General features: G+C 59.9%; 18 protein-coding genes. 15 read left to right on the top strand and 3 right to left on the bottom strand.

Annotated features, from left to right (window positions below; all coding sequences use genetic code 11):
• Positions 1-300 precede the first annotated feature (300 nt).
• From dnaK to exaC, 5 genes are all read left to right on the top strand, one after another.
• Positions 301-2151 (top strand): molecular chaperone DnaK, encoded by a 1851-nt coding sequence (gene dnaK, locus MHK05_RS11285; RefSeq protein WP_005325523.1) that lies wholly within the window; start codon positions 301-303, stop codon positions 2149-2151.
• Positions 2151-2858, top strand: a complete 708-nt coding sequence (gene grpE, locus MHK05_RS11280; RefSeq protein ID WP_034655552.1) for a nucleotide exchange factor GrpE — start codon at positions 2151-2153, stop codon at positions 2856-2858. Before dnaK ends, grpE begins: the two co-directional genes overlap by 1 nt.
• Positions 2859-2954: 96 nt before the next feature.
• Positions 2955-4160: a molecular chaperone DnaJ gene (gene dnaJ, locus MHK05_RS11275; protein WP_023020005.1), complete on the top strand. Its 1206-nt coding sequence runs from the start codon at positions 2955-2957 to the stop codon at positions 4158-4160.
• 20 nt (positions 4161-4180) lie between these two features.
• Entirely contained in the window at positions 4181-4630 is a 450-nt protein-coding gene (locus MHK05_RS11270; RefSeq protein WP_239206828.1) for a heat shock protein transcriptional repressor HspR, read from the top strand.
• Positions 4631-4874: 244 nt separating this feature from the next.
• Positions 4875-6395 carry an acetaldehyde dehydrogenase ExaC gene (gene exaC, locus MHK05_RS11265; protein ID WP_239206827.1) on the top strand — a complete coding sequence of 507 codons (1521 nt, stop codon included), beginning with the start codon at positions 4875-4877 and terminating at the stop codon, positions 6393-6395.
• 51 nt (positions 6396-6446) lie between these two features.
• Here exaC and MHK05_RS11260 read toward each other — a convergent pair whose 3' ends face one another.
• Positions 6447-7613: an alpha/beta hydrolase gene (locus tag MHK05_RS11260; protein WP_239206826.1), complete on the bottom strand. Its 1167-nt coding sequence runs from the start codon at positions 7611-7613 to the stop codon at positions 6447-6449.
• Positions 7610-7873 (bottom strand): hypothetical protein, encoded by a 264-nt coding sequence (locus tag MHK05_RS11255; protein WP_239206825.1) that lies wholly within the window; start codon positions 7871-7873, stop codon positions 7610-7612. The genes MHK05_RS11260 and MHK05_RS11255 overlap by 4 nt, the downstream gene beginning before the upstream one ends.
• Positions 7874-7964: 91 nt before the next feature.
• Here MHK05_RS11255 and MHK05_RS11250 point away from each other — a divergent pair, with 91 nt between their 5' ends.
• Positions 7965-8780, top strand: a complete 816-nt coding sequence (locus MHK05_RS11250) for a carbon-nitrogen hydrolase family protein (protein WP_239206824.1) — start codon at positions 7965-7967, stop codon at positions 8778-8780.
• On the opposite strand, the gene MHK05_RS11245 is transcribed toward MHK05_RS11250, so the two are convergent.
• Positions 8777-9949, bottom strand: coding sequence for a 2-polyprenylphenol hydroxylase (locus tag MHK05_RS11245; RefSeq protein WP_239206823.1), 1173 nt, complete (start codon positions 9947-9949; stop codon positions 8777-8779). The two genes, MHK05_RS11250 and MHK05_RS11245, sit on opposite strands and share 4 nt — an antisense overlap.
• Before the next feature lie 179 nt (positions 9950-10128).
• On the opposite strand from MHK05_RS11245, the gene MHK05_RS11240 reads away from it, so the two are divergent.
• The 9 genes from MHK05_RS11240 to fbaA all read left to right on the top strand — a co-directional run bounded on the left by MHK05_RS11240 (position 10129) and on the right by fbaA (position 22070).
• The gene (locus tag MHK05_RS11240) at positions 10129-11502 is read left to right on the top strand and encodes a sodium/glutamate symporter (RefSeq protein WP_239206822.1); all 1374 of its coding nucleotides are present in this window, start codon (positions 10129-10131) and stop codon (positions 11500-11502) included.
• Between the two features lie 261 nt (positions 11503-11763).
• Positions 11764-13176, top strand: coding sequence for a TetR/AcrR family transcriptional regulator (locus MHK05_RS11235; protein WP_239206821.1), 1413 nt, complete (start codon positions 11764-11766; stop codon positions 13174-13176).
• A gap of 132 nt (positions 13177-13308) precedes the next feature.
• On the top strand, positions 13309-15864 hold the full coding sequence (clpB, locus tag MHK05_RS11230; RefSeq protein ID WP_239206820.1) for an ATP-dependent chaperone ClpB: 2556 nt from the start codon (positions 13309-13311) through the stop codon (positions 15862-15864).
• A gap of 55 nt (positions 15865-15919) precedes the next feature.
• Positions 15920-16777: a sulfurtransferase gene (locus MHK05_RS11225; protein WP_023019996.1), complete on the top strand. Its 858-nt coding sequence runs from the start codon at positions 15920-15922 to the stop codon at positions 16775-16777.
• An 88-nt stretch (positions 16778-16865) separates the two neighbouring features.
• Entirely contained in the window at positions 16866-18329 is a 1464-nt protein-coding gene (locus MHK05_RS11220) for a TtfA family protein (protein ID WP_239206819.1), read from the top strand.
• Positions 18330-18398: 69 nt separating this feature from the next.
• Entirely contained in the window at positions 18399-18989 is a 591-nt protein-coding gene (pyrE, locus tag MHK05_RS11215; RefSeq protein WP_051138304.1) for an orotate phosphoribosyltransferase, read from the top strand.
• Positions 18982-19647 carry a TrmH family RNA methyltransferase gene (locus MHK05_RS11210; RefSeq protein ID WP_239206818.1) on the top strand — a complete coding sequence of 222 codons (666 nt, stop codon included), beginning with the start codon at positions 18982-18984 and terminating at the stop codon, positions 19645-19647. The genes pyrE and MHK05_RS11210 overlap by 8 nt, the downstream gene beginning before the upstream one ends.
• Positions 19648-19701: 54 nt before the next feature.
• Positions 19702-20892, top strand: coding sequence for a glycoside hydrolase family 76 protein (locus MHK05_RS11205; protein ID WP_023027775.1), 1191 nt, complete (start codon positions 19702-19704; stop codon positions 20890-20892).
• 143 nt (positions 20893-21035) lie between these two features.
• Positions 21036-22070 carry a class II fructose-bisphosphate aldolase gene (gene fbaA, locus MHK05_RS11200; protein WP_023019991.1) on the top strand — a complete coding sequence of 345 codons (1035 nt, stop codon included), beginning with the start codon at positions 21036-21038 and terminating at the stop codon, positions 22068-22070.
• Positions 22071-22188 lie beyond the last annotated feature (118 nt).

The following is a 22188-nucleotide window of genomic DNA, read 5'->3' as shown; positions in this document are numbered from 1 at the left end:
ATTTTTAAGGATCTCCGTTTGGTTTTGAGCCTGTGTGGGGGAGGGGGTAAATGGGCAGGGGCGGGAAAGTGGGCGTCGGAAAGAGCGGCGGTGAGCTGGTAAAAGTGGGACATTTGAGAAAAAGTTGAGTCTTGGGGAATAACTTTTGTAGGCTGCTCGTTGTAGAGATTGAGTGACATAGGCTCAAGGTTGTGTGACTGGGTGTGAAAGTTCTGTTACAGTAGCGCTCGGACACAACGAGAAGTTGAGTCACTGACAATCAACTTTATTAATTACCCCAAGATAAAAGGAGAAGAAATCATGGGACGCGCAGTAGGTATTGACCTTGGTACGACGAACTCCGTCGTTTCCGTACTGGAAGGTGGCGAGTCCACCGTTATCGCTAACTCCGAGGGCTCTCGCACCACGCCTTCCGTCGTTGCCTTTGCAAAGAACGGCGAAATTCTGGTTGGCCAGTCCGCTAAGAACCAGGCGGTAACCAACGTTGACCGCACCATTCGCTCCGTCAAGCGCCACATCGGCACTGACTGGAAGATCAACATTGATGACAAGGACTACACCTCCCAGGAGATTTCTGCTCGCACGCTGATGAAGCTGAAGCGCGATGCAGAGGCTTACCTTGGCGAGGATGTTACTGACGCCGTTATCACCGTTCCTGCATACTTCGAGGACGCACAGCGCCAGGCCACCAAGGAAGCTGGCCAGATTGCAGGCCTGAACGTGCTCCGTATTGTCAACGAGCCAACCGCAGCCGCTTTGGCTTATGGCCTGGAAAAGGGCGAGCAGGAGCAGACCATCCTGGTATTTGACCTGGGCGGCGGCACCTTCGACGTCTCCTTGCTGGAAATCGGCGATGGCGTGGTTGAGGTTATGGCAACCGCCGGCGATAACGAGCTGGGTGGCGATGACTGGGATCAGCGCATCGTTGACTGGCTGGTAGACCGCTTCAAGACCTCCCAGGGCGTTGACCTGACCAAGGATAAGCGCGCCGTGCAGCGTCTGCGCGAGGCTGCAGAGAAGGCAAAGATTGAGCTGTCCTCCTCCCAGCAGGCCAATATCAACCTGCCGTACATCACGGTTGACTCCGATAAGAACCCACTGTTCTTGGACGAGACCCTGACCCGCACCGAGTTCCAGAAGATCACCCAGGATCTGCTGGATCGCACCAAGGCTCCGTTCAACCAGGTCATCAAGGATGCTGACCTTTCCGTCGGCGATATTGACCACGTTGTTCTCGTTGGTGGCTCCACCCGTATGCCGGCCGTATCGGACCTGGTCAAGGAACTCACCGGTAAGGATGCCAACAAGGGCGTTAACCCGGACGAGGTTGTTGCCGTAGGCGCTGCCCTGCAGGCAGGCGTTCTGCGCGGCGAGGTCAAGGACGTGCTGCTTCTTGACGTTACCCCGTTGTCCCTCGGCATTGAGACCAAGGGTGGCGTGATGACCAAGCTCATCGAGCGCAACACCACCATTCCGACCAAGAAGTCCGAGACCTTTACCACCGCAGAAGACAACCAGCCCTCCGTGCAGATTCAGGTCTTCCAGGGTGAGCGCGAGATGGCTACTGCCAATAAACTCCTCGGCTCCTTCGAGCTCGGCGGCATTGCTCCGGCACCGCGCGGTGTTCCGCAGATTGAGGTCACCTTCGATATCGATGCCAACGGCATCGTCCACGTGACTGCAAAGGACAAGGGCACCGGCAAGGAAAACACTATCAAGATTCAGGATGGTTCCGGCCTGTCCCAGGAAGAAATCGACCGCATGGTCAAGGATGCTGAGCAGCACGCCGAAGAGGACAAGAAGCGCCGCGAGGAGCAGGAGCTGCGCAATAACGCAGAGTCCACCTCCTACCAGACCCGCAAGTTCTTGGACGACAATGCTGACAAGGTATCCGAGGATGTTAAGACCAAGGTTACCGAGGCTGCTGACGCCGTTGATGAGGCTCTGAAGGGCGATGACCTCGAGGCCATCAAGTCCGCAGTGGAGAAGCTGTCCACCGAATCCCAGGAGATGGGCAAGCAGATCTACGAAGCACAGGCTGCTGAGGCTGGTGCTGAGGGCGCGGCTGATGCTGGCGCTGCTCAGGGTGACCCGAACGTCGTCGACGCTGAGGTAGTTGACGAGGATGAGAATAAGGATGGCAATAAGTAATGACTCAGGACAGCGGAATGCCGCATAACCCAGGCGACCCGGAAAACACGGATCCGGAGGCTACCTCGGCTGACCGCGCTGAGGCTGCTGCCGAGCAGGCTGAGGAGGCCCAGGCCGCGCAGGAAGCGCAGGCTGATGCCACCGAAGAAGCCGAGCTGGATCCCACTCTCGATGCTGACCTTGAAGAAGCGCTGGCAGACGTCAACGCTGATGAAGTAGAGGCCGAGGCCGCGGGTGAAGAGCCCGCTGGCAACGGCGTCAGCGATGTGGAAGCACAGTTGGCAGAACGCACGGAAGACCTACAGCGTCTGAATGCGGAATACACCAACTACCGCCGCCGCACCGAGCGCGACCGCCAAGCCGTAATCGAGACCGCCAAGGCCAAGGTCATCGCAGATTTTCTGCCTGTCCTTGATGACCTGGAACTGGCCGATGAACACGGTGACTTGGAAGGCCCGCTCAAGGCTTTTGCGGATAAGCTCCACAGCACGCTGGAAAAGCACGAGCTTGCCGCCTTTGGCGAAGAAGGCGACGCCTTCGACCCGGAGGTTCACGAGGCCGTGCAGGACTTGTCTTCAGGCGATGAGCAGGTGCTGGGCACCGTGCTGCGCAAGGGCTACCGTGTGGGCGACAGGCTCGTCCGCAATGCCCTGGTCATCATCGCGGACCCCAGCGATGAGTCCAGCGGCTCGGAAGATTCCGAGTAAATAACATAAAGGGCGCCCTGGGAACTGACGATTGACCTTCCCGCGGCGCCCTTTTACTTAACTTTATCGATTCTCTTTGAAAGGAGGAGATGCCCAGTGAGCGCTAAACCCGAATGGGCAGACAAAGATTATTATGCGGATCTGGGGGTCTCCTCGTCCGCAGAACAGAATGAAATTAAGCGTGCCTACCGCAAGCTAGCACGCGAAAACCACCCCGATACCCACCCCGACGACCCCGCAGCAGCGGAAAGGTTCAAAAAGGTGGCGGAAGCCTACGACGTGCTTTCCGACGCCTCTGAGCGCAAGGAATACGACCAGTTCAAGGCCATGCTCCGTAACGGTGGGGGCTTTGGACGGATGGGAGGCGCCGGATTTCCCGGCGGGTTTCGATCCACGCGCATGGGTGGACAAGGTGCGCAAGAATTCGACCTCTCGGACCTCTTCGGAGGATCCGCTGGAGGAGCGGCTCAAGGCGGCGGTGTTGGGGATATCTTCGGTAGCGTTTTCAACCGCGGCGGTGGTGCTGGCCACTCAGCTAAACCGTCGCGGGGGGCCGACGTCGAAACGGAAATAACCCTCGAGTTCCGCGAGGCCGCCAAGGGAACCACCATCCCCCTAGCGCTGAGCGGAAATGCTCCGTGTACCACGTGCCACGGCTCGGGTTCTGCATCCGGCAAGACCTCTACTTGTGGCACCTGCAGTGGCACCGGTTTTACCTCTGAAAACCGCGGCGCCTTCGGCTTTTCCGCCCCCTGCAAGGATTGCGATGGCACCGGCCGCCGCATCACGGACCCGTGCAAGGACTGCCACGGTACCGGCACGGTTCATCGCACCCGCAATATCACCGTGCGCATCCCTGCCGGCGTCATTGACGGCCAAAAGGTTCGCCTTGCTGGTCAGGGCGAAGCCGGACCGAACGGCACTCCAGCCGGTGACCTCTTCGTGGCGGTAACCGTCAAACCGGACAAGGTCTTCACTCGAGAAGGCGATGACCTGCACGTTACCGTCCCGGTCTCCTTCACGGAGCTGGCCTTGGGCGATACCATCGCGGTTCCTACCTTGGATAACCCGGTACGCGTGAAGATCCCCGCCGGCACGCCGGACGGGCGAACGCTGAGGGTGCGTGGAAGGGGCATCGCCAAGCGCGGGGGCAACTCCGGTGACCTTTTGGTTACCGTTCAGGTCACCGTGCCCACCAAGCTCGATGCCGCCGCCTCCAGCGCCCTGCGCACCTATGCTCAAGCGGAAAAGGACTCTGGTTTCAACCCACGTGCGGGTTGGGCCGGCGCCGAGAAGGCTTAGGGTAGGAGGTGTGTTAAGGCATGAGCACTGGAAAGGCAGAAGATTCCGGCACCGCGGTATATGTGATTTCCGTGGCCGCGGAACTATCCGGAATGCACGCCCAGACCCTGCGAACCTATGACCGCATGGGCTTGGTTTCCCCGGCTCGTACCCGTGGCGGTGGCCGCCGCTATTCCGACCGCGACATCGAGCTGTTGCGCAAGGTTCAAGCGCTGTCCCAAGATGATGGCGTCAATCTTGCCGGAATCAAGTCCATCATCGAGCTGACCGAGGAACGCGATCGCCTTGAAGCCGAGCGCGACGCCCTAGCTGAAGAGGTTCGGACCCTGCGCGAACAGGCCGCCGGGCGCCGCCCGCAGCGCAGCGGCGAACTTGTCCATGTCCCTCGGTCTACCTCCGTGGTGATGTGGAGTCCGCGTACCGCGCGCGAGCGTAAACGCGCCCGCGGCCGTGGTAACGGTCAGGACTAATTCTTACTCTGCAGACGAGTACATCCCGCCCCGCAACCAGCGTCGCCGCTGGCTGCGGGGTTTTCTTCTGCCTGCACAGTGACGGTGTGGTGTTAAGGCTTGCAAAGGGGATAGCTGCAATCAGTGCGCGTTGCAAAGTTTGGGGTTAGTATATTCAACACAAAGGTGAGCTATGGCATATAAACAATAACGAGTGTCATGTACCACCGATGATCCTCGTATTCTCCAGGAAAGGACACGCACCATGACCCTGTACGCAGCTCCGGGAACTGAAGGTTCCATCGTTGATTATCGCGAACGCTATGACAACTACATTGGCGGCCAGTGGGTAGCACCCGTCGACGGCGAATATATGGACAACATCAGTCCGGTCAACGGCGAGGTATTCTGCCAGGTAGCTCGCGGCAAAGAAGCCGATATCAACCTGGCTATCGACGCCGCGGAAAAAGCCTTCGAGACCTTCGGCAAAACCACTCCAGCCGAGCGCGCATTGCTCCTGCACCGCATAGCGGACCGCATCGAGGAAAATCTGGAAAAGATTGCGGTCGCTGAAACCTGGGAGAACGGTAAGGCTGTGCGCGAAACCCTTGCCGCCGATATTCCGCTCGCCGTAGATCACTTCCGCTACTTCGCCGGCGCCATCCGCGCCCAAGAAGGCCGCCTATCCCAGCTTAACCAGGACACCGTGGCCTACCACTACCATGAGCCGCTCGGAGTAGTGGGCCAGATTATCCCGTGGAACTTCCCGCTGCTCATGGCCGCTTGGAAGATCGCGCCCGCACTGGCTGCAGGTAACTGCATTGTTATGAAGCCAGCGGAGCAAACCCCTGCCTCAATCCTGCTTCTCATGGATATTATCGGTGACCTCCTTCCTGCTGGCGTGCTCAATATCGTCAACGGACTAGGTGAGGAGGCAGGCGCGGCACTCTCCGGCTCGGACCGCATTGCCAAGATTGCCTTCACCGGCTCTACTCCAGTGGGCAAGATCATCAACAAAGCCGCCGCAGACAAGGTCATCCCCGTCACCCTGGAACTGGGTGGTAAATCCCCATCTATCTTCTTTAAAGACATCATGGATGAAGATGATTCCTACCTGGAAAAGTGCGTTGAAGGCTTCGTTATGTTCGCCCTCAACCAAGGTGAGGTCTGCACCTGTCCATCCCGCGCCCTGGTAGACGAGGACATTGCGGATAAATTCTTGGAGCTGGCCATTGAGCGCGTGAAGAAGATCAAGATTGGCCACCCACTTGATACGGAAACCATGATGGGCGCGCAGGCTTCCGAGGAGCAGATGGACAAGATTAAGCAATACCTGGAGATCGGCCCGCAGGAAGGCGCGGAAACCCTCATCGGTGGCCACGTGAACAAGGTAGAAGGCTTGGAAAAGGGCTACTACATTGAGCCCACCGTGTTTAAGGGCAATAATGACATGCGCATCTTCCAGGAGGAGATCTTCGGCCCAGTACTCTCTGTAGCTACGTTCAAAGATTATGACGAGGCGATTGCCATCGCTAACGCTACTAACTTTGGCCTCGGTGCAGGCGTATGGTCGCGTAGCCAAAACATTTGCTACCGCGCCGGCCGCGATATTCAGGCAGGCCGCGTATGGGTAAACCACTACCATGACTACCCGGCGCACAGCGCCTTTGGCGGCTACAAGGAATCCGGCCTTGGCCGTGAGAACCACTTGATGATGCTGGGCCACTATCAGGAGACTAAGAATATGTTGGTCTCCTACTCGGATCAGCCGGCCGGCCTGTTCTAAAACACCTCCCGCGGGTAAATCTGTGCAGGCGGTTCCACAATGTCGTGCGGCCTAGTGTGCCCGTGCCACTTGGCCTAGGCCGCGCAGGAACCGTGGGTCCTCCCAATAGGTGCCGTGGTCCCCAGGAAGGCCATCTGCGCCGGGAAGGGGAGTAGCACCAAAGGCATCAGTAGTGGGATCGGGGCCATGGATGCCGCCGTGCGGCCCCGTCGCAATGGCGATGGGGTCGTGCGCGTTGGTAGCTGCCCAGATGCGGCCATGGAGTTCTGAGGAGTGGCTGGCGCCGGCTCCAGGGCTGCCGACGAGCACCACGTCATCAGCAATCTTGTCCTCCTTAGCGGCGTGCCCGGTGACTACTGAACCATAGGAATATCCCACGACGGTGCGCTTGGCTTGCGGATAGCGCGCACCAAGCGCGCGCTGAAACCGGACGAGCTCCGAGCCGGCGGTGCGCGCGGGATCAGCATGAACCGCCCGAGGCAGGGAAGATGGCGCCTGGTAGCCTAACCACACCACGGCCGGCCCACCGCTGGCTTTAGCTAAGTTGCGGCCCCGGTCCACCGCGCGCTGCCAGGTTTCTGGATCGGAGGAGTGAACTCCTTCGATAAATGTGGTGAGCGATGCCGGCGTGGTCCGGAATTCGCCTGGATCTACCATGGCAACCAGCCGTCCGTCGCTTGCTTCTAATACCTTCATATCTGGGTTTTTCGCGGCCAACTGAGCCACGTGCTCGTTGGCTTGGGCTAGGTTAATCTCGTGAATGGTGTCCACAGGTAGATCGGAAAATTCTTCAAACCGCACGGGAGGAGAAACACCAGCAGGCGTACACAGGGCATCAATTTCTTGGGAACAGAGCCAATCGAGGGAATCGCCCAATGCTCGTACCTGATTTAATAGGAGCCCAGCGGCGCGGGCCGCCGCGACATTGCGCTCGTCTATCTGGCCTAGGAATGCGATGATGCGGTCTTCTAGTTCCTCACGGCGGGCCTGCAGGTTGGCGTGGCGGTCAAGGGTGGCGGCAACGTGCTCCATCTGGTGCAACGACGGTGCCAGCCAGTCGGTATAGACTGCCAAGCTGGTGCGAGCGGCGTCGCCAGCAGGCCCTCCCAGCGATAGACTAAGCCAATCATGGTGCGAATCTATAAAACGAAAGTGCAGTTCAGAGCGCTCTGTGCGCAGGTGGCTGGCGCCATTTCTTAGGGCCGTAGAAAGGGTCATCGAGCGGCTCCTAGGGATTGGCCTAGCCGGGAATCCACCCCGGCGGCGGTGCTGAGGAAGTTCGCGACGGAGCGCAATTGCTCGGCCGTGGCATCCTCAGTTGCGGCCACGGTGCTGGACCAAGCTGACCGGGCTCGCTCCAGTGCGTCTGCGGTTCGGCAGGCGGTATCGAGCGCGGCCGTCGGCGGTGGCAGCGGAGGCCGAGAGAGCAGGGAACGGACATAATCGGGTAAGTGCGTGGGAATTTCTACATAGCTCATGCCCCTTAGCCTGATGGACGTCGCAGTTCAGCGCTATGGGCGCAGAGGCAGCCTGTGGATAACTCGGTTCCGCTTCATTACTTTGGGAGGCATGAAGGTAGCAGCAGTGCAGTTAACATCCACCGGAAATATCACCGAAAACCAGGAGATAGCCCTAGCAAAGATCCGTGAAGCCGCTGGAAACGGGGCGCGACTTATCGTGCTGCCAGAGGCCACGTCACAGAATTTCCGCTCCGGGCGTCTTGATGAGCAGGCGCAATCACTCGAAGGTCCGTTTGCCACGGCGATCCAAGCTCTGGCGGAAGAACTCGAGGTTACCGTCGTAGCCGGCATGTTTTGCCCAGCCGATACCGTTGAGCGCGATGGCAAGACCATCAATCGGGTTAGCAATACAGCGCTTATTGCAGGGCCTGGCGTGTTAGGTGGGTACGACAAGATTCATACCTATGACGCCTTCGATTACCGCGAATCGGATACTGTCTTGGCCGGCGAATCGCTGGTTGCCTTTGATGTTGATGACCTTGTAGTGGGCGCGGCCACCTGCTATGACATTCGCTTCCCGGAGCAGTTCAAGGAGCTAGCTAGCCAGGGCGCACAACTTATTGTGGTGCCTACCAGCTGGGCAGACGGCCCTGGCAAGCTGGAGCAGTGGCGCCTGCTTACGGCCGCGCGTGCCTTGGATTCCACCAGCTACATTGTGGCGGCCGGCCAATCGCGCCCAGGCGGTGACGCAGAAGCGGGCAATCCCTCCGGCCCGACGGGCATTGGTCATTCCACCATCGTTGATCCGAACGGGGTGCGCGTGGCCGAGGCTGGCTACGAAGACGACATCCTCTATGCCGAGATCGATCCGAATGAGGTAGCGAAAACCCGCCGCACCTTGCCGGTCGTGACCCCTGCGGACTAGGCGAGTGCTGCGTAATCTTCCGGCTGCCAGCGCCCGTCGCGGCCCCAGCTAAGGACATCGATCTGCTGCTTGTTCAAGCCCTTCTTAACCAACTCTTGTTTACCTTCCGCAACCTCTTCGGCGGGGCCGACGAGCAGGAAGCGCGGGGGAGTGCCTGTGGATAACTCCACCTCGTTGACTACTACATCGGTCGGCTCTCCGGAGACCACATAATCGGCACCGGGGGCCAATTCGCGGGCGTTGAGCAACCACGGGTCCCTTTCTTCCCGCACGATGCGGCGCACTCGGACTCCTAGCGCTGCCAGATTTTGCTGGAAGTAGGTGTCATAGTGAGCACCGGGGCTGCCCGCTACGGCAAAGATGCGCGGTACGTGATTGTGGTCGCCGTCGTCCAGCGCGGCGAGCGCCGCGCAGCGGGCCGTGGCCCATCCGGTGCCGTAGGCAATGATGATTAGCTCTTCTGCGCCCGCGTTGTGGAGGCTTATTCCACCAGCGGGCTGGCCAAGGGTCCACCAATCACCGGGCTGCGCGTGCGCGAGGGACCGAGAGGCCTCACCCGCGGTGGAGACGTGGAAGACTAACTGGCCGGTTCCGTCGCTAGGCTGTGCGGGAGTAAGCATGCGCCATTGACCGGGCAAGTACTGCGTGGTCACGGGAAAGTGCTGTCCCGGTTGATAGGGCACGGCTAAGCCGGCTTCCACGCGAATAATAGAATTATCACGGGTGGGATGGTCTACAGCCACCACTTGCGCCGAGTGCGCCGGTGCTTCGCCGGCGGCATCAGATTCTCCGGCAGCCTGGGCCATCGTCGTGCATATGCGGTGGATGACATCGCGGGCGAAATCGTACTGATACTGCGTCAGTGCCAGGACTCGCAGGCCCGCTATCAGGGCGTGTTCAAAACGAGAATAAATCTCGGCCGGAAACCCATGCCGGCGGTGATCGCGGGCGAGTTGGGTGAGCTTTGCAGAGACTTCGGAAAGCAGGGGCTGTCCCGGCTCCGTACGTTCAATCACCCACGCCAGCGCGGGGACCAGAGAGGTATGGGTATCGCGCATAGACAGGGCGAATATTTGCCGGGATTCGGGCACCGCGTTAAAGAAATGCTCGTGCACCGCATCGCGGTACTCGTTTGCGTAATTTCGAAAATGCTCGCCCAATTCCCACATGTCTCATCATCCTAATAGTCGGTGCCGCACCGGAGGTCGAGCTACATACTGAAAGCTGTAGTGGGGGTGAAAACGGGAGCCTATGTTGTGGATCACTTAGTGGAAGGTATTGTATTCCCTATCCGTCTGCCCTCTAACGGGGGCAAGCCGCCATAATTGCACAGCTAGAAAGGGTCTCCATGGAAGATTTTTCCGCTTATACGCTCATGCTGGATGTGGGCTGGATTTCTTTGCTCATGGTCATCGGCAATGTCCTGCGTCACCAAGTGAAGTTCATCTTCCAGGACCTGTTGCTACCTGCCCCGATTACCGCCGGCCTCATCGGCTTGCTGGTTGGTCCAAACGTGCTGGGTTGGATTAACTTCTCCGATAACTTGGGTGACTACACCTCCATCCTCATCGCGGTGGTCTTTGCGTCTATGGCCTACTCCATGGAAGTAGGCGGAAATATGGGCAAGGGTGCGCGCAATATGTGGGGCTACTCCACCATGATGTTTACCGGCCAGTGGGGCCTGTTCATCGTGCTGGGTCTTTTCCTCTTTGCGCCGCTATTTGATACCCCAAATTGGTTCGGCATGATGCTGCCCGTTGGCTTTACCGGCGGCTTTGGTACCGCCGCGGCTGTGGGTGGCGCGCTCGAAGGTGTAGGCGCTGATGCGGCATCCTCGCTGGGCTTTACCTCGGCGACCGTCGGCACGCTGGCCGCAATCATTGGCGGCGTTATCGCCGGCAACTGGGGCATCCGCAAGGGCAAGGTTTCCCACGTGCCCAAGGAGCTGCCGGAAGAGCTGCGCCGCGGCTACATCAAAAACATTGATGATCGTCCGTCGCTCGGCCGCGCTACCACCAATCCCTCGTCCATCGAGCCGCTCGCACTGCACTTCGGCTTCATCATCCTGACTGTGATGACTGCCTACGGCATCAACCAGGGTTTGAGCAGCATCTGGGAGAATGTCTCCGTGCCGCTCTTTGCCATGTCCATGGTGGTGGGACTATTCTTCCGCGCGCTTATGAACTTCGTGGGCGCCGAGGACTACCTAGATAAGGACTCCATTTCCTCCATCTCCGGAGCAGCCACGGACTACCTCATTGCCTTCGGCGTGGCCGCCATCGTTCCGGCCGCCATTGCTTCCTACTGGCAGGCGCTTCTTCTCCTCTTTATCCTCGGCACCATCTTCTGTGTGTTCTTCTTGCTGTGGTTCCCGGCCGAGTTCTTTGGTGAGCGCTGGATTGAGCGCGGCATCTTTGGCTGGGGTTGGGCCACCGCCACCGTGGCGACCGGCATTGCCATCCTGAAGATCGTGGATCCCAAGCTCAAGTCCGGCACCCTGTCTGAATATGGCATGGCCTATATCGGCTTCGGACCCTTTGAAATCTCGTGGACCATCATCGCGCCAATGGCCGTCATGTACGGGTTTGCCGGCATTTTCGGCGCCATTTCCTTGGCGATTTCCATCGGCGTCTATATCGCCTTTAAATCCATGCGTCTTATGCCACCGCGCGGCACCATCTTCCAAGAGGGTATTGGCCATGTAGGACAAAGGCAGGAATAGCCGCGCTTGCCGACGTCCCCCCTCCCGCATCGCTACCTTAAAAAACTATGAGATTGGGCGCACCAAAACTTAGAAAATGATTCGCAGTGCGAGGCGGGTGGACGCGGCTGCGGTCGCGACCATGGCCTATCGGACCCGCTACCACCGTCAACATCGGTGAGGGTAAAAATACTTGAAAAGTGCAATCGATTGGGACTATCCCTAAACCTTAAAATTTGTTAGAATCAGCTGGTGTCAATCTCTGGCGTGATGAGGAAATAGATGTACCAGTTGGATGGGGCTTCCAGGCGGGTGATTATCCTGGAAGCCGCTGTTTATGTAGCGGGTTGCGAAGGCGAGCAGGCCGTTACCGTGGAATCTGTGGCAGACCAGGCTGGCCTCTCGCCGGAGGCGGTTTCTGAGGAATTTAGCAGCGGTGCTGCCATGCTTGCGGAAATCCCAGATTTTTTGGATTGCCGCATGTCTGAATACATGGTGGAGGCTGCACGTCACCTGCCAGAGGGTAACTCTGGCGGCGATGTCCTCATGCAGTTGGCGGAGGCCTACTTTGCCTACGCGCAAGACGAGCCCGACATCTACCACTACCTTTTCGAACGGTACGATGCCATGGATGAGGAGCGGGTCTGCCAATTTGCCAAGGGGGAAAAGTCGGGCACGCCGGGTGCGGACATGGCGCTGAACGTCGTCAAGCGCTTTGCCGAAGAGCAGGGTGCCGTCGTAGCGGCAGACGGAGATATCTCGCCCCTGGAAATCGGCCGCATTATTTTGGCCCTCTGGTCGCTCATCCATGGCATGGGCCACCTGAGTGTGGTGGGCATCTTGCGCCTGCAGCATGCCGTTATTCGCGCCGCTAACCTGAAGCAGGTGGATCGCCTCGTGGTTGATGCCCTGCAATATTGGTTTAAAAATAAGCAGATCCCGCAGCGCCGCCCCATTATGAACGATGCCCGCGGCATTGTAGAAAAGGTCATGGGCAGCGAACGTGAAAAGCCCTTCGTGGCCCCGGATAACCTTGAGCAAATGGACCCGGAGGAAACCAAGAAGGTCATTATTGAGGCCGCGTTGCGCGTTGCTGGTCGCAACGGCGTCGACCGTCGCTTCTTTGACCACGTGGCCGAAAAGCTTGGTACCTCCAAAGACTTCCTGACCACCATTGTGGACAATGACTTCGCGCTGCGTGAGGTGGCAGAAACTCTCACCACCACAGAGATGGCGAAGATCTTTGACGCCTGCCTCGCCGAGCTTCCGGATGACACCCCCACGGTAGACCGCCTGCAGATTGTTGCGGCCGCCTACTTTAACTACGCGATGATGTACCCAGAGCGTTTCAGCTCCATTATTGCGCTGGCCAGCGGTTCTGTAGTTCCGCACAATGGTGATGGTAGCTCGCATGAGGGCATGACCAAGAACTTCGCCATCATGATGGATCTGTTCCGCAAGTTTGTCATCGAGATGGGAATTACTCCCACCGACCAGCTGGTTTATATCAGCACTTTGGCCGTGTGGGCAGGGGCCAATGGCATTGCCCATCTGTGCAGCATCGGCGATTTCAAGAGCTTTAATGAAGATCTCAAGTGGGCGCTTTTTATCCAGGTGGTAACCGTGTCCTTCTTTGCCATCGCCCATGGCTTGCAGATTCTTGGCCATGAAAACGAGGAGGTCAAGCAGGTTTAATCACCCTGTGCAAAGTTGAGCGACCTACGCTCAAAAATATTTAGGTTGAGTGGAATAGGCTCAACTCTGGGTGCGTTGTACTAAGTGAAGCCCTACAGTGGGTGAATAAATCTTAGAAGGAGCAACGCACACATGAACTCATTTAACCCCACCACTAAAACACAAGAGGCCTTGCAGGACGCCCTGCAAACCGCCTCTTCTAATGGAAACCCGGATATCCGCCCGGCTCACCTGCTGGCGGCAATTCTCAGCCAGGACGGCGGAATCGCCGCTCCGGTTCTTAAGGCCACCGGCGTAGATCCGGATACTGTGCTCAAGGAAGCCCGCGAGCTTGTTGATTCTTATCCCAAGGCCGAGGGCGCCAATATGGCCAACCCGCAATTTAACCGCGACGGCCTCAACGTCCTAACGCAGTCGCAGGAACTGGCCGGTGAGCTTGGTGATGAATTCGTTTCCACCGAGGTTCTGCTGGCTGCCATCGCCGCCTCCAAGACCGATGCCGCCGAGCTGCTTACCGGCCGCGGTGCTACTTATGACGCCATCAAGGGCGCTTTCCCTTCCGTGCGCGGTGCTGCCAAGGTAACCTCCGAGAATCCGGAGGACCAATTCCAGGCTTTGGAAAAGTACGCCACTGACCTCACTGCTCGCGCCCGCGAAGGCAAGATCGACCCGGTCATCGGCCGTGATCAGGAAATTCGCCGCGTGGTCCAGGTGCTCAGCCGGCGCACGAAGAATAACCCGGTACTCATTGGTGAGCCCGGCGTGGGCAAGACCGCCATCGTGGAAGGCTTGGCCCGCCGCATCGTGGCTGGCGATGTCCCCGAGTCTCTCAAGGGCAAGACCCTCATCAGCCTGGACTTGGGTTCCATGGTCGCTGGCGCTAAGTACCGCGGTGAATTCGAGGAGCGCTTAAAGGCCGTGCTCGATGAGATTAAGTCCTCTGAGGGCGAGATCATCACCTTCATCGACGAGCTGCACACCATCGTCGGCGCCGGTGCTACCGGTGACGGCTCTATGGACGCCGGCAATATGATCAAACCCATGCTGGCCCGTGGCGAGCTGCGCCTCGTAGGCGCCACTACCTTGGACGAGTACCGCAAGTACATCGAAAAGGACGCCGCTCTGGAGCGCCGCTTCCAGCAGGTCTATGCTGCCGAGCCCTCCGTGGAGGACACCATCGGTATTCTGCGTGGCCTGAAGGAGCGCTACGAGGTGCATCACGGCGTGCGCATTATGGACTCCGCGTTGGTTTCGGCCGCCGAGCTGTCCAATCGCTACATCACCAACCGCTTCCTGCCGGATAAGGCCATTGACCTTGTCGACGAAGCAGGTTCCCGCCTGCGCATGGAGATCGATTCCTCCCCGCAGGAAATCGACGAGCTCGAGCGCATCGTCCGCCGCATGGAGATTGAAGAGCTCGCGCTGAAGAAGGAATCGGACGCTGCTTCTCAAGACCGCCTGGCCACCCTGCAAGGTGAGCTTGCGGACCAGCGCGAGAAGCTCGGCGAGCTCAAGGCCCGCTGGGCTAATGAGAAGAAGGCCATCGATGATGTGCAAAACATCAAGGAAGAACTCGATGACCTGCGCCGACAAACAGAAATCGCCGAGCGTGATGGCGACCTCGCACTCGCCTCTGAGATTAACTACGGCAAGATTCCGCCGCTGGAAAAGGATCTTGCGGCCGCCGAAGTTAAGGCCACCGAGCAGCGCAATACCATGCTCGATGAGGAAGTAAGCCCAGACACCATCGCTGAGGTCGTCTCCGCTTGGACCGGCATTCCGGCCGGCAAGATGCTGCAGGGCGAGACAGAAAAGCTGCTCAATATGGAATCCGTGCTGGGCAAGCGCGTGGTGGGACAGAAGGAAGCCGTTACCGCGGTATCGGATGCTGTGCGCCGTTCCCGTGCGGGAGTGGCCGATCCGAACCGCCCCACCGGTTCTTTCCTCTTCCTCGGTCCTACCGGCGTGGGCAAGACCGAGCTTGCGAAGGCCCTGGCGGACTTCCTCTTCGACGATGAATCCGCGATGGTTCGCATCGATATGTCCGAGTACGGGGAGAAGCACTCCGTTTCCCGCCTCGTTGGTGCTCCTCCGGGATACGTCGGCCATGAGGCCGGCGGACAGCTCACCGAGGCCGTGCGCCGTCGCCCCTACACGCTCGTGCTTTTCGACGAGGTAGAAAAGGCCCACCCCGATGTCTTCGACGTCCTCCTACAGGTCTTGGATGAGGGACGGCTTACCGACGGCCAGGGACGCACCGTCGACTTCCGCAATACCGTCATCATCTTGACCTCCAACTTGGGCGCCGGCGGCACCCGGGAAGAAACCATGGATGCGGTGAAGAAGGCCTTCAAGCCTGAATTCATCAACCGTCTCGATGACGTGGTCATGTTTGAGCCCCTTTCTGAGGAGCTCCTACGCGGCATTGTCGATATCCAGCTGCGTGGCTTGGCCGAGCGCCTCGACGCCCGCCGCCTGACCTTGCAAGTCTCGGATTCTGCCAAGTCCTGGCTGGCCGAGCGCGGCTACGACCCAGCCTATGGTGCCCGCCCGCTGCGCCGTACCATCCAGCAGGCCATTGGTGACAAGCTCGCCAAGAAGCTGTTGGCCGGCGATATCGTCGATGGCGACACTGTCCACGTGGACGTCGCAGATGGCGGTGCCGAGCTAGACATCGCCGCCCGCTAGTCGGCCGCGTACCGCCCGCCGCGCCAAATCCTGCTCATGCCCCTAGACTCGGGGCATGAGCATTTTGGTCTCCCCACAAGAACTCCGCGAATCCATTTATCACGGCGAACGATTTACCCTCTTGGCCACCCACTGGCAGCCACAGCTGCGTCAGAGCTATAACCAGTTCACTTCCTTGCATATTCCTACGGCACTGTTTAGCGATACCGCTAATTCCTTCGCCGGTCTCCCCGGTTCACAGGTAGGCCGCAACCCGCTGCCGGATCCGGATAAGCTGCAGGAGCACTTCCGCCAGTGGGGAATCCGTGAGGACCGCCCCGTCGTGGTCTATGACGAGGGGCGCGGCCTATTCGCCGGCCGCGCGTGGTGGACCTTGCGCTGGGCCGGCTTGGACAACGTCCGCATCCTCGACGGCGGCTTGGCCAATTGGCGCCACCTGGGCTATACGACGCTGACCGGCCCCGGCAACTTCGCCGTGGGCGCCAGCGCCACGGTAAACCCCGGCCAGATGCCGGTGGCCACCATCGATGACGTGCGCAGTCACGATGGCCTGCTCATCGATACCCGCACCCGCAACCGCTTTGCCGGCCGCCGCGAAAACCTCGACCTTAAGGCCGGTCATATCCCCGGCGCCGTCAATGTGCCGGAGCGCCTCTTCCACAACGACGGCCTGCGCACCTGGAAGTCTGCGGGTGAAATCCGCGAAGTTCTTTTCGACGCCGGACTAACCCCCGACAATGTCCAAGGCGCCATCATCTACTCCGGCTCTGGCAACCACTCCGCCCTCGCCCTCGCCGCCATGCACGACGCCGGCTTCACCGGCCTGCGCCACTATGTCGGCGGCTGGTCGCAGTGGTCCGCTAACCCTAAGAACCCTGTCGAGCGCGGCGACCGCCTTACCGTCAACGGCTAATCGCCCACGCTCACCCCTCGCCCTCAGCCTCCCGCCTCCGCGCGCCGAGCGCTGAGGGCTTGTTTGTTCCTACTACTATCGTGGGGTGATGGCTTTTCTAATCCTTGCTTTGGCGCTACTTCTCGGCATTGTGGGCGGTGCCTTGCTGCTTTACGACGGCAAACAGCGCACCTCCGCCCCTACACTCTCCGCCGACACGGACCCGACGCCCGCTGACGCCACGCCTGCAGACACCGCGCCCGCGGACACCACCCCCGCAGACGCCGCGCCTGTCGACGCCGCTTCCCCCGAGCCTGAGTCCAGGACCGAGTCCACCGAGTCCCCCGAGCCTGCTTCTTCCGATACCGCTCCCGTTGACTCGACCTCTAGCGATGCCCCCGCTGTCGACCCAGCCCACCTAGCGTCTTCGCCAGCTGCCCCAGCTCCCGAGTCCCATGCCGAAGCCGCACCAGAGTCCGCACCGGAGTCTGAAACCCAGCAAGACCCTGAGCCAACCCCTGAGCGCGGACCAGACCAGGAGCCGAGCAACGAGCCGAAGCACGAGCGAAGCCACAATCCGAGCCAGGAGACCGCGAGCGAGAACTGCGCGCCCTCCAAGCCGCACACCCGCCATCGGCCGATTCTGCCGGGAACGTTGCGTCGCGAGCGCCGCAGTTGGGCAGAAGCAAAAGGCTTCGAATTTATGAAGTCCGATCCTTACCTCGTAGATGAATGGACGAGGGGAGTGGCCTCTACCGGTGCGGCGCCAAAAGACATTGTCGCGGGAAACGTGTATGGCCACGAGATGCTGTTGATGGATATTGATGGCGTCAACGTCATGGCGATGCGCACCGGAGCGGCCTCAGACATGGTGGTGGACTTCCGTCGCTTCGACCGCGAAGACACGAAGGCCTCCGAGGATCTGCATTTAGCCATGACTCTTGAGGGGTTTGATGTGTATTCCTCGGATAGTGCTGTTACCGAGCGCATGGTAGACGAGCGTGTTCACGTCGCCCTGCAGCAAATGCCCGAAGCGGTCACCGCACTGTGGATGGAAACTGAGTGGGTGCTAGCACAGACTACAAAGCAGGCGCGCTCCGCGGAATGGGAAGCGATGCTACCGCCGCTTGCGTTATTGGCAGACGCCGCCCGTGTCTTGCCACCGCGCTCCTCGGCCACCCACGTGGTGCGACTAGAGGAATTGGATCCAGCTCGCGAGATTCCCGCCCAGCCCATCGCGGAAGCTGTCGGCGGTGCGCCGGCTGCCGGTGCACCCGTGTTTGAGCGTCCCGTCATCCAGCGGCCGGAAGAGCCTTTGCACATGCCGTCCCGGGCGTACTCCGAAACTCGCGGCCCGGTCGAACACAGCGCGCTAGGCGGCGACGAAGTAGACGCTATTGCCGACGGCCGCGAGCGCCCCACCCCCGATTCTCATACCGCCCGCCTGCCGCGCCAGCAGTTCCGCGCTGCCTCCATCTTTGACGGCCCCTCCGACGATTCCACTAGTGGGCCCGCCCCCGGCGCGGCCGATTCCCGTGCAGCCGAGGAATCGGACCCGCGCCGGGAAGAGTAGCCTAGAGACCGATACTGGAGGCCTGCCACCACGCGCGAACCGCCGCGCACGAACCACGACAAGGAGCAGATGACTGTGGATTCTCACAACACCAATGCGCACACCGCGAATGCCCAGAACCTGGATGCCGAGAAGAAGGCCCGCCTTGCCGAGCTAGTCAAGGAACTGGCCGTAGTCCACGGCAAGGTGACCCTGTCCTCGGGCAAGGAAGCTAACTACTACGTGGATCTGCGCCGCGCTACCTTGCACCACGAGGCCTCCCGCCTCATCGGTGCGCTGCTTCGCGAGTTGACCGCCGATTGGGATTTCGCGGCCGTCGGTGGCCTAACGCTCGGCGCTGACCCTGTTGCTACTTCCATCATGCATGCCGACGGCCGCGATATCGACGCCTTCGTCGTGCGCAAAGAAGCCAAGAAGCACGGCATGCAGCGCCGCATCGAGGGCACGGACGTGGAAGGAAAGAAGGTCCTTGTCGTAGAAGACACCACGACCACCGGTAACTCCCCGCTGACCGCCGTGGCTGCGCTGCGCGAGGCTGGCGCCGAGGTCGTTGGCGTGGCGACCGTCGTAGACCGCGAGACTGGTGCCGGCGACGTCATCGCCGCAGAAGGCCTTGAATACCGCTCCCTGTTGGGCCTGGGCGACCTTGACCTTGCCTAACGCAGACGAGGCCAAGGGCCCGACCGAGTGGAACGAGGGCCGCCATGGCGTAGGACCGTGGGAAGGTCCGCTGCCGCAAGGGCCAGAGGCCGAGAAATACGACCCAGAGCTGCTCGCTGAAGGCGACCGTCGCAACGTCGTCGATGCCTACCGCTACTGGAGCAGGGAAGCGATCAAAAAGGACATCGATAAGCGCCGGCATAGCCTGCACATCGCTATCGAGAACTTTGAAAACGATGCCAATATTGGCACCGTCGTGCGTACCGCCAACGCATTCGCCGTCGATACAGTGCACATCGTCGGCCGCCGGCGGTGGAATCGGCGTGGGGCAATGGTGACGGATAGGTACCAGCACTTGATGCACCATGAGAGCGTCGAGAAGCTTATTGCGTGGGCGGCCGAGGAGGGGCTGACCGTCGTCGCCATCGACAACACCCCCGGTTGCGTGCCCCTGGAAACGGCCGAGCTGCCCGAGCGCAGCCTTCTACTTTTCGGCCAGGAAGGTCCCGGCGTGACACAAGCGGCCCAGGACGCCGCCGTGATGACCTGCTCCATCGCCCAGTTCGGCTCCACCCGTTCCATCAACGCAGGCGTCGCGGCCGGAATCGCCATGCACACCTGGATTCGCCAGCACGCTGATCTGGCCGATTCTTGGTAGGAAGATCGTTACACTAGCTATATCCACCCGCGTAACTGGAGTGATAGAGGAATCGTGGAAGAAAAATGGGCCCACCGCGCCGAACTCGCAGAAGCCGCCATCAATGAGCGCCACGCGCACCCTGTGTGGGGCCTGCCGCGCACCAATCTTGCGGTGGTGAGCTGGCCGCCTACCACGAAAGAAAAACTCTTCATCCATTGGCACTATTGGTGGCAGGCCCATTATTTGGATTGCCTCGTTGATGCGGCGCTGCGCAATAACACCAAGGTGCGCCGACAGCGCATCTTCGACACCATGCGGGGGATTCGTATCCGCAACCTGACGCAGCTGACGAAGAATAAATACTACGATGACAAGGGGTGGCTCGCCTTGGCCTTCGGCCGCGTGGAGGAGCTAAAGAAGGCGAAGACGCCGAAGCGTTTGGCGGAGCTGCAGCGCAATATCCACGAAGGACTCGATGAATCGCTCGGCGTGCTGCCGTGGCGCCTCGGCGAGAATTTCATGAACGTGCCCTCCAATGGCCCGGGCGCCATCATGTTGGCGCGGATGGGGCGCATTGAGGAAGCGCGCCACATCATCGACTGGATCTACGATCACCTGCTTGATGACGACGGCTACATCATGGACGGCGTCCGCATGCGCATGGACGGCCCTGAGGTGGTAAAAAACATCCACCCCTACTGCCAAGGCGTGGTCCTAGGTGCGTGCTTGGAAATTGTGCTGGCGCTGCGAGAAAAGGCCGGTATCGGTGATTTGGAGCAAATCGACAGCGTACACGAGGCCGAGCTGGCGTCCGAGATGATGGACTACATTATCCGCATCCGCGGCCTGGTGCAGACCGTGGCTTCGGGCATGGCTACTCCCTCGGGCGTGGTGGACTGGGAGACCGGCGATGGTGACGGTGGCCTGTTTAAAGGCATTTTGATGCGCTATCTTGCCGACGTCGCCGTGCGCCTGCCCGGCGATTCTCCCGCCAACCGCGCCACGAAGAAGCTGGCCGCGCGCATGGTGATGGCCTCGGCCGAATCGGTGTGGGAGCACCGCTTAGAGGTTGATGGTCTGCCGATCTTCGGCTCTGATTGGTTGTCCGATGCGCGCCTGCCGCATAACTACGGCTTCGGCCGGCGCACCATGAGTGAGAAGGTAGGCATCATCCGCGTGGACGAGCGCGATTTATCCGTGCAACTTTCCGGATGGATGCTGATGGAGGCCTGCGCTCGCGTGACGCGACATCTATCTAAATAGTCCGCAGGGGCGGGCCAGTTGTGCGGCGCGCATAGATGGGTTGAAAATGTCACAGAGTTTTTGCGGCAGAAATTCCGTGAAACGGGCATACTTGGGTGCTGGAACGTGTTTGACCACAAACCCACTTTTAAGGATGGAAATTCATGCCAATTGCAACCCCTGAGGTCTATAACGAGATGCTGGATACCGCGAAGAAGAATGGCTTCGCGTTCCCAGCTATCAACTGCACCTCTTCTGAGACCATTAACGCAGCTCTGAAGGGCTTTGCGGAGGCCGAGTCCGACGGCATCATCCAGTTCTCTACCGGCGGCGCAGCCTTCGGTTCCGGCCTGGCACTGAAGGACAAGGTCAAGGGTGCTCAGGCATTGGCCGCATTCGCTCATGAGGCCGCGAAGCACTACGGCGTCAATATCGCGCTGCACACCGACCACTGCCAGAAGGAGGTACTCGATGAGTACGTCCGCCCGTTGCTGGCTATCTCTCAGGAGCGCGTCGACCGCGGCGAGAACCCGCTGTTCCAGTCCCACATGTGGGACGGCTCCGCTATTCCTATCGACGAGAACCTGGTCATCGCACAGGAACTGCTGGAAAAGGCTAAGAACGCTCACGTCATCCTCGAGGCTGAGATTGGCGTCGTCGGTGGCGAAGAGGACGGTGTTCAGGCAAAGGCAGGCGCTAACCTGTACACCTCCCCGGAGGACTTTGAAAAGACCATCGATGCCCTGGGCACCGGTGAGAAGGGCCGCTACATGCTGGCCGCTACCTTCGGCAACGTTCACGGCGTCTACAAGCCAGGCAACGTGAAGCTGCGCCCAGAGGTCCTGCTTGAGGGCCAGAAGGTTGCACAGAAGAAGCTCGGCCTGGGTGAGGACGAGTACGCCTTCGACTTCGTATTCCACGGTGGCTCCGGCTCCGAGAAGGAAAAGATTGAAGAGGCACTTCGCTACGGCGTCATCAAGATGAACGTGGATACCGATACCCAGTATGCCTTTACCAACCCGGTTGCTCGCCACATGATGGAAAACTACGATGGCGTCTTCAAGATTGACGGCGAGGTTGGCAACAAGAAGGTTTATGACCCACGCTCCTACCTGAAGAAGGCAGAGCAGGGCATGTCCGAGCGCGTCATCGAGTCTTGCCAGGACCTGCACTCTGTGGGCAAGTCCCTCTCCAAGTAAAGTTTCTAAGCTGCGGCAGCCCCTTAAGTAGGCACGCCGAACTGGCCGCTTCCCCCGCGTGGGAGGCGGCTTTTTCATGTCTTCGGCCAGGGTCGGGATTTCGCGGGCGGCGCTGGCG

It is taken from the genome of Corynebacterium nasorum, from assembly GCF_022347325.1.
Lineage (GTDB): Bacteria > Actinomycetota > Actinomycetes > Mycobacteriales > Mycobacteriaceae > Corynebacterium > Corynebacterium kefirresidentii.
Note: the sequence above shows the minus strand (reverse complement) of the source record. Positions and strands in the feature narration are given on the sequence as shown.

Bases quoted from the DNA above. Each gene is read 5' to 3' on its own strand.
- dnaK (WP_005325523.1), top strand. From the start codon at position 301: ATGGGACGCGCAGTAGGTATTGACCTTGGTACGACGAACTCCGTCGTT.
- grpE (WP_034655552.1), top strand. From the start codon at position 2,151: ATGACTCAGGACAGCGGAATGCCGCATAACCCAGGCGACCCGGAAAAC.
- MHK05_RS11270 (WP_239206828.1), top strand. From the start codon at position 4,181: ATGAGCACTGGAAAGGCAGAAGATTCCGGCACCGCGGTATATGTGATT.
- exaC (WP_239206827.1), top strand. From the start codon at position 4,875: ATGACCCTGTACGCAGCTCCGGGAACTGAAGGTTCCATCGTTGATTAT.
- MHK05_RS11260 (WP_239206826.1), bottom strand. From the start codon at position 7,613: ATGACCCTTTCTACGGCCCTAAGAAATGGCGCCAGCCACCTGCGCACA.
- MHK05_RS11255 (WP_239206825.1), bottom strand. From the start codon at position 7,873: ATGAGCTATGTAGAAATTCCCACGCACTTACCCGATTATGTCCGTTCC.
- MHK05_RS11250 (WP_239206824.1), top strand. From the start codon at position 7,965: ATGAAGGTAGCAGCAGTGCAGTTAACATCCACCGGAAATATCACCGAA.
- MHK05_RS11245 (WP_239206823.1), bottom strand. From the start codon at position 9,949: ATGTGGGAATTGGGCGAGCATTTTCGAAATTACGCAAACGAGTACCGC.
- MHK05_RS11240 (WP_239206822.1), top strand. From the start codon at position 10,129: ATGGAAGATTTTTCCGCTTATACGCTCATGCTGGATGTGGGCTGGATT.
- MHK05_RS11235 (WP_239206821.1), top strand. From the start codon at position 11,764: ATGTACCAGTTGGATGGGGCTTCCAGGCGGGTGATTATCCTGGAAGCC.
- clpB (WP_239206820.1), top strand. From the start codon at position 13,309: ATGAACTCATTTAACCCCACCACTAAAACACAAGAGGCCTTGCAGGAC.
- MHK05_RS11225 (WP_023019996.1), top strand. From the start codon at position 15,920: ATGAGCATTTTGGTCTCCCCACAAGAACTCCGCGAATCCATTTATCAC.
- MHK05_RS11220 (WP_239206819.1), top strand. From the start codon at position 16,866: ATGGCTTTTCTAATCCTTGCTTTGGCGCTACTTCTCGGCATTGTGGGC.
- pyrE (WP_051138304.1), top strand. From the start codon at position 18,399: ATGACTGTGGATTCTCACAACACCAATGCGCACACCGCGAATGCCCAG.
- fbaA (WP_023019991.1), top strand. From the start codon at position 21,036: ATGCCAATTGCAACCCCTGAGGTCTATAACGAGATGCTGGATACCGCG.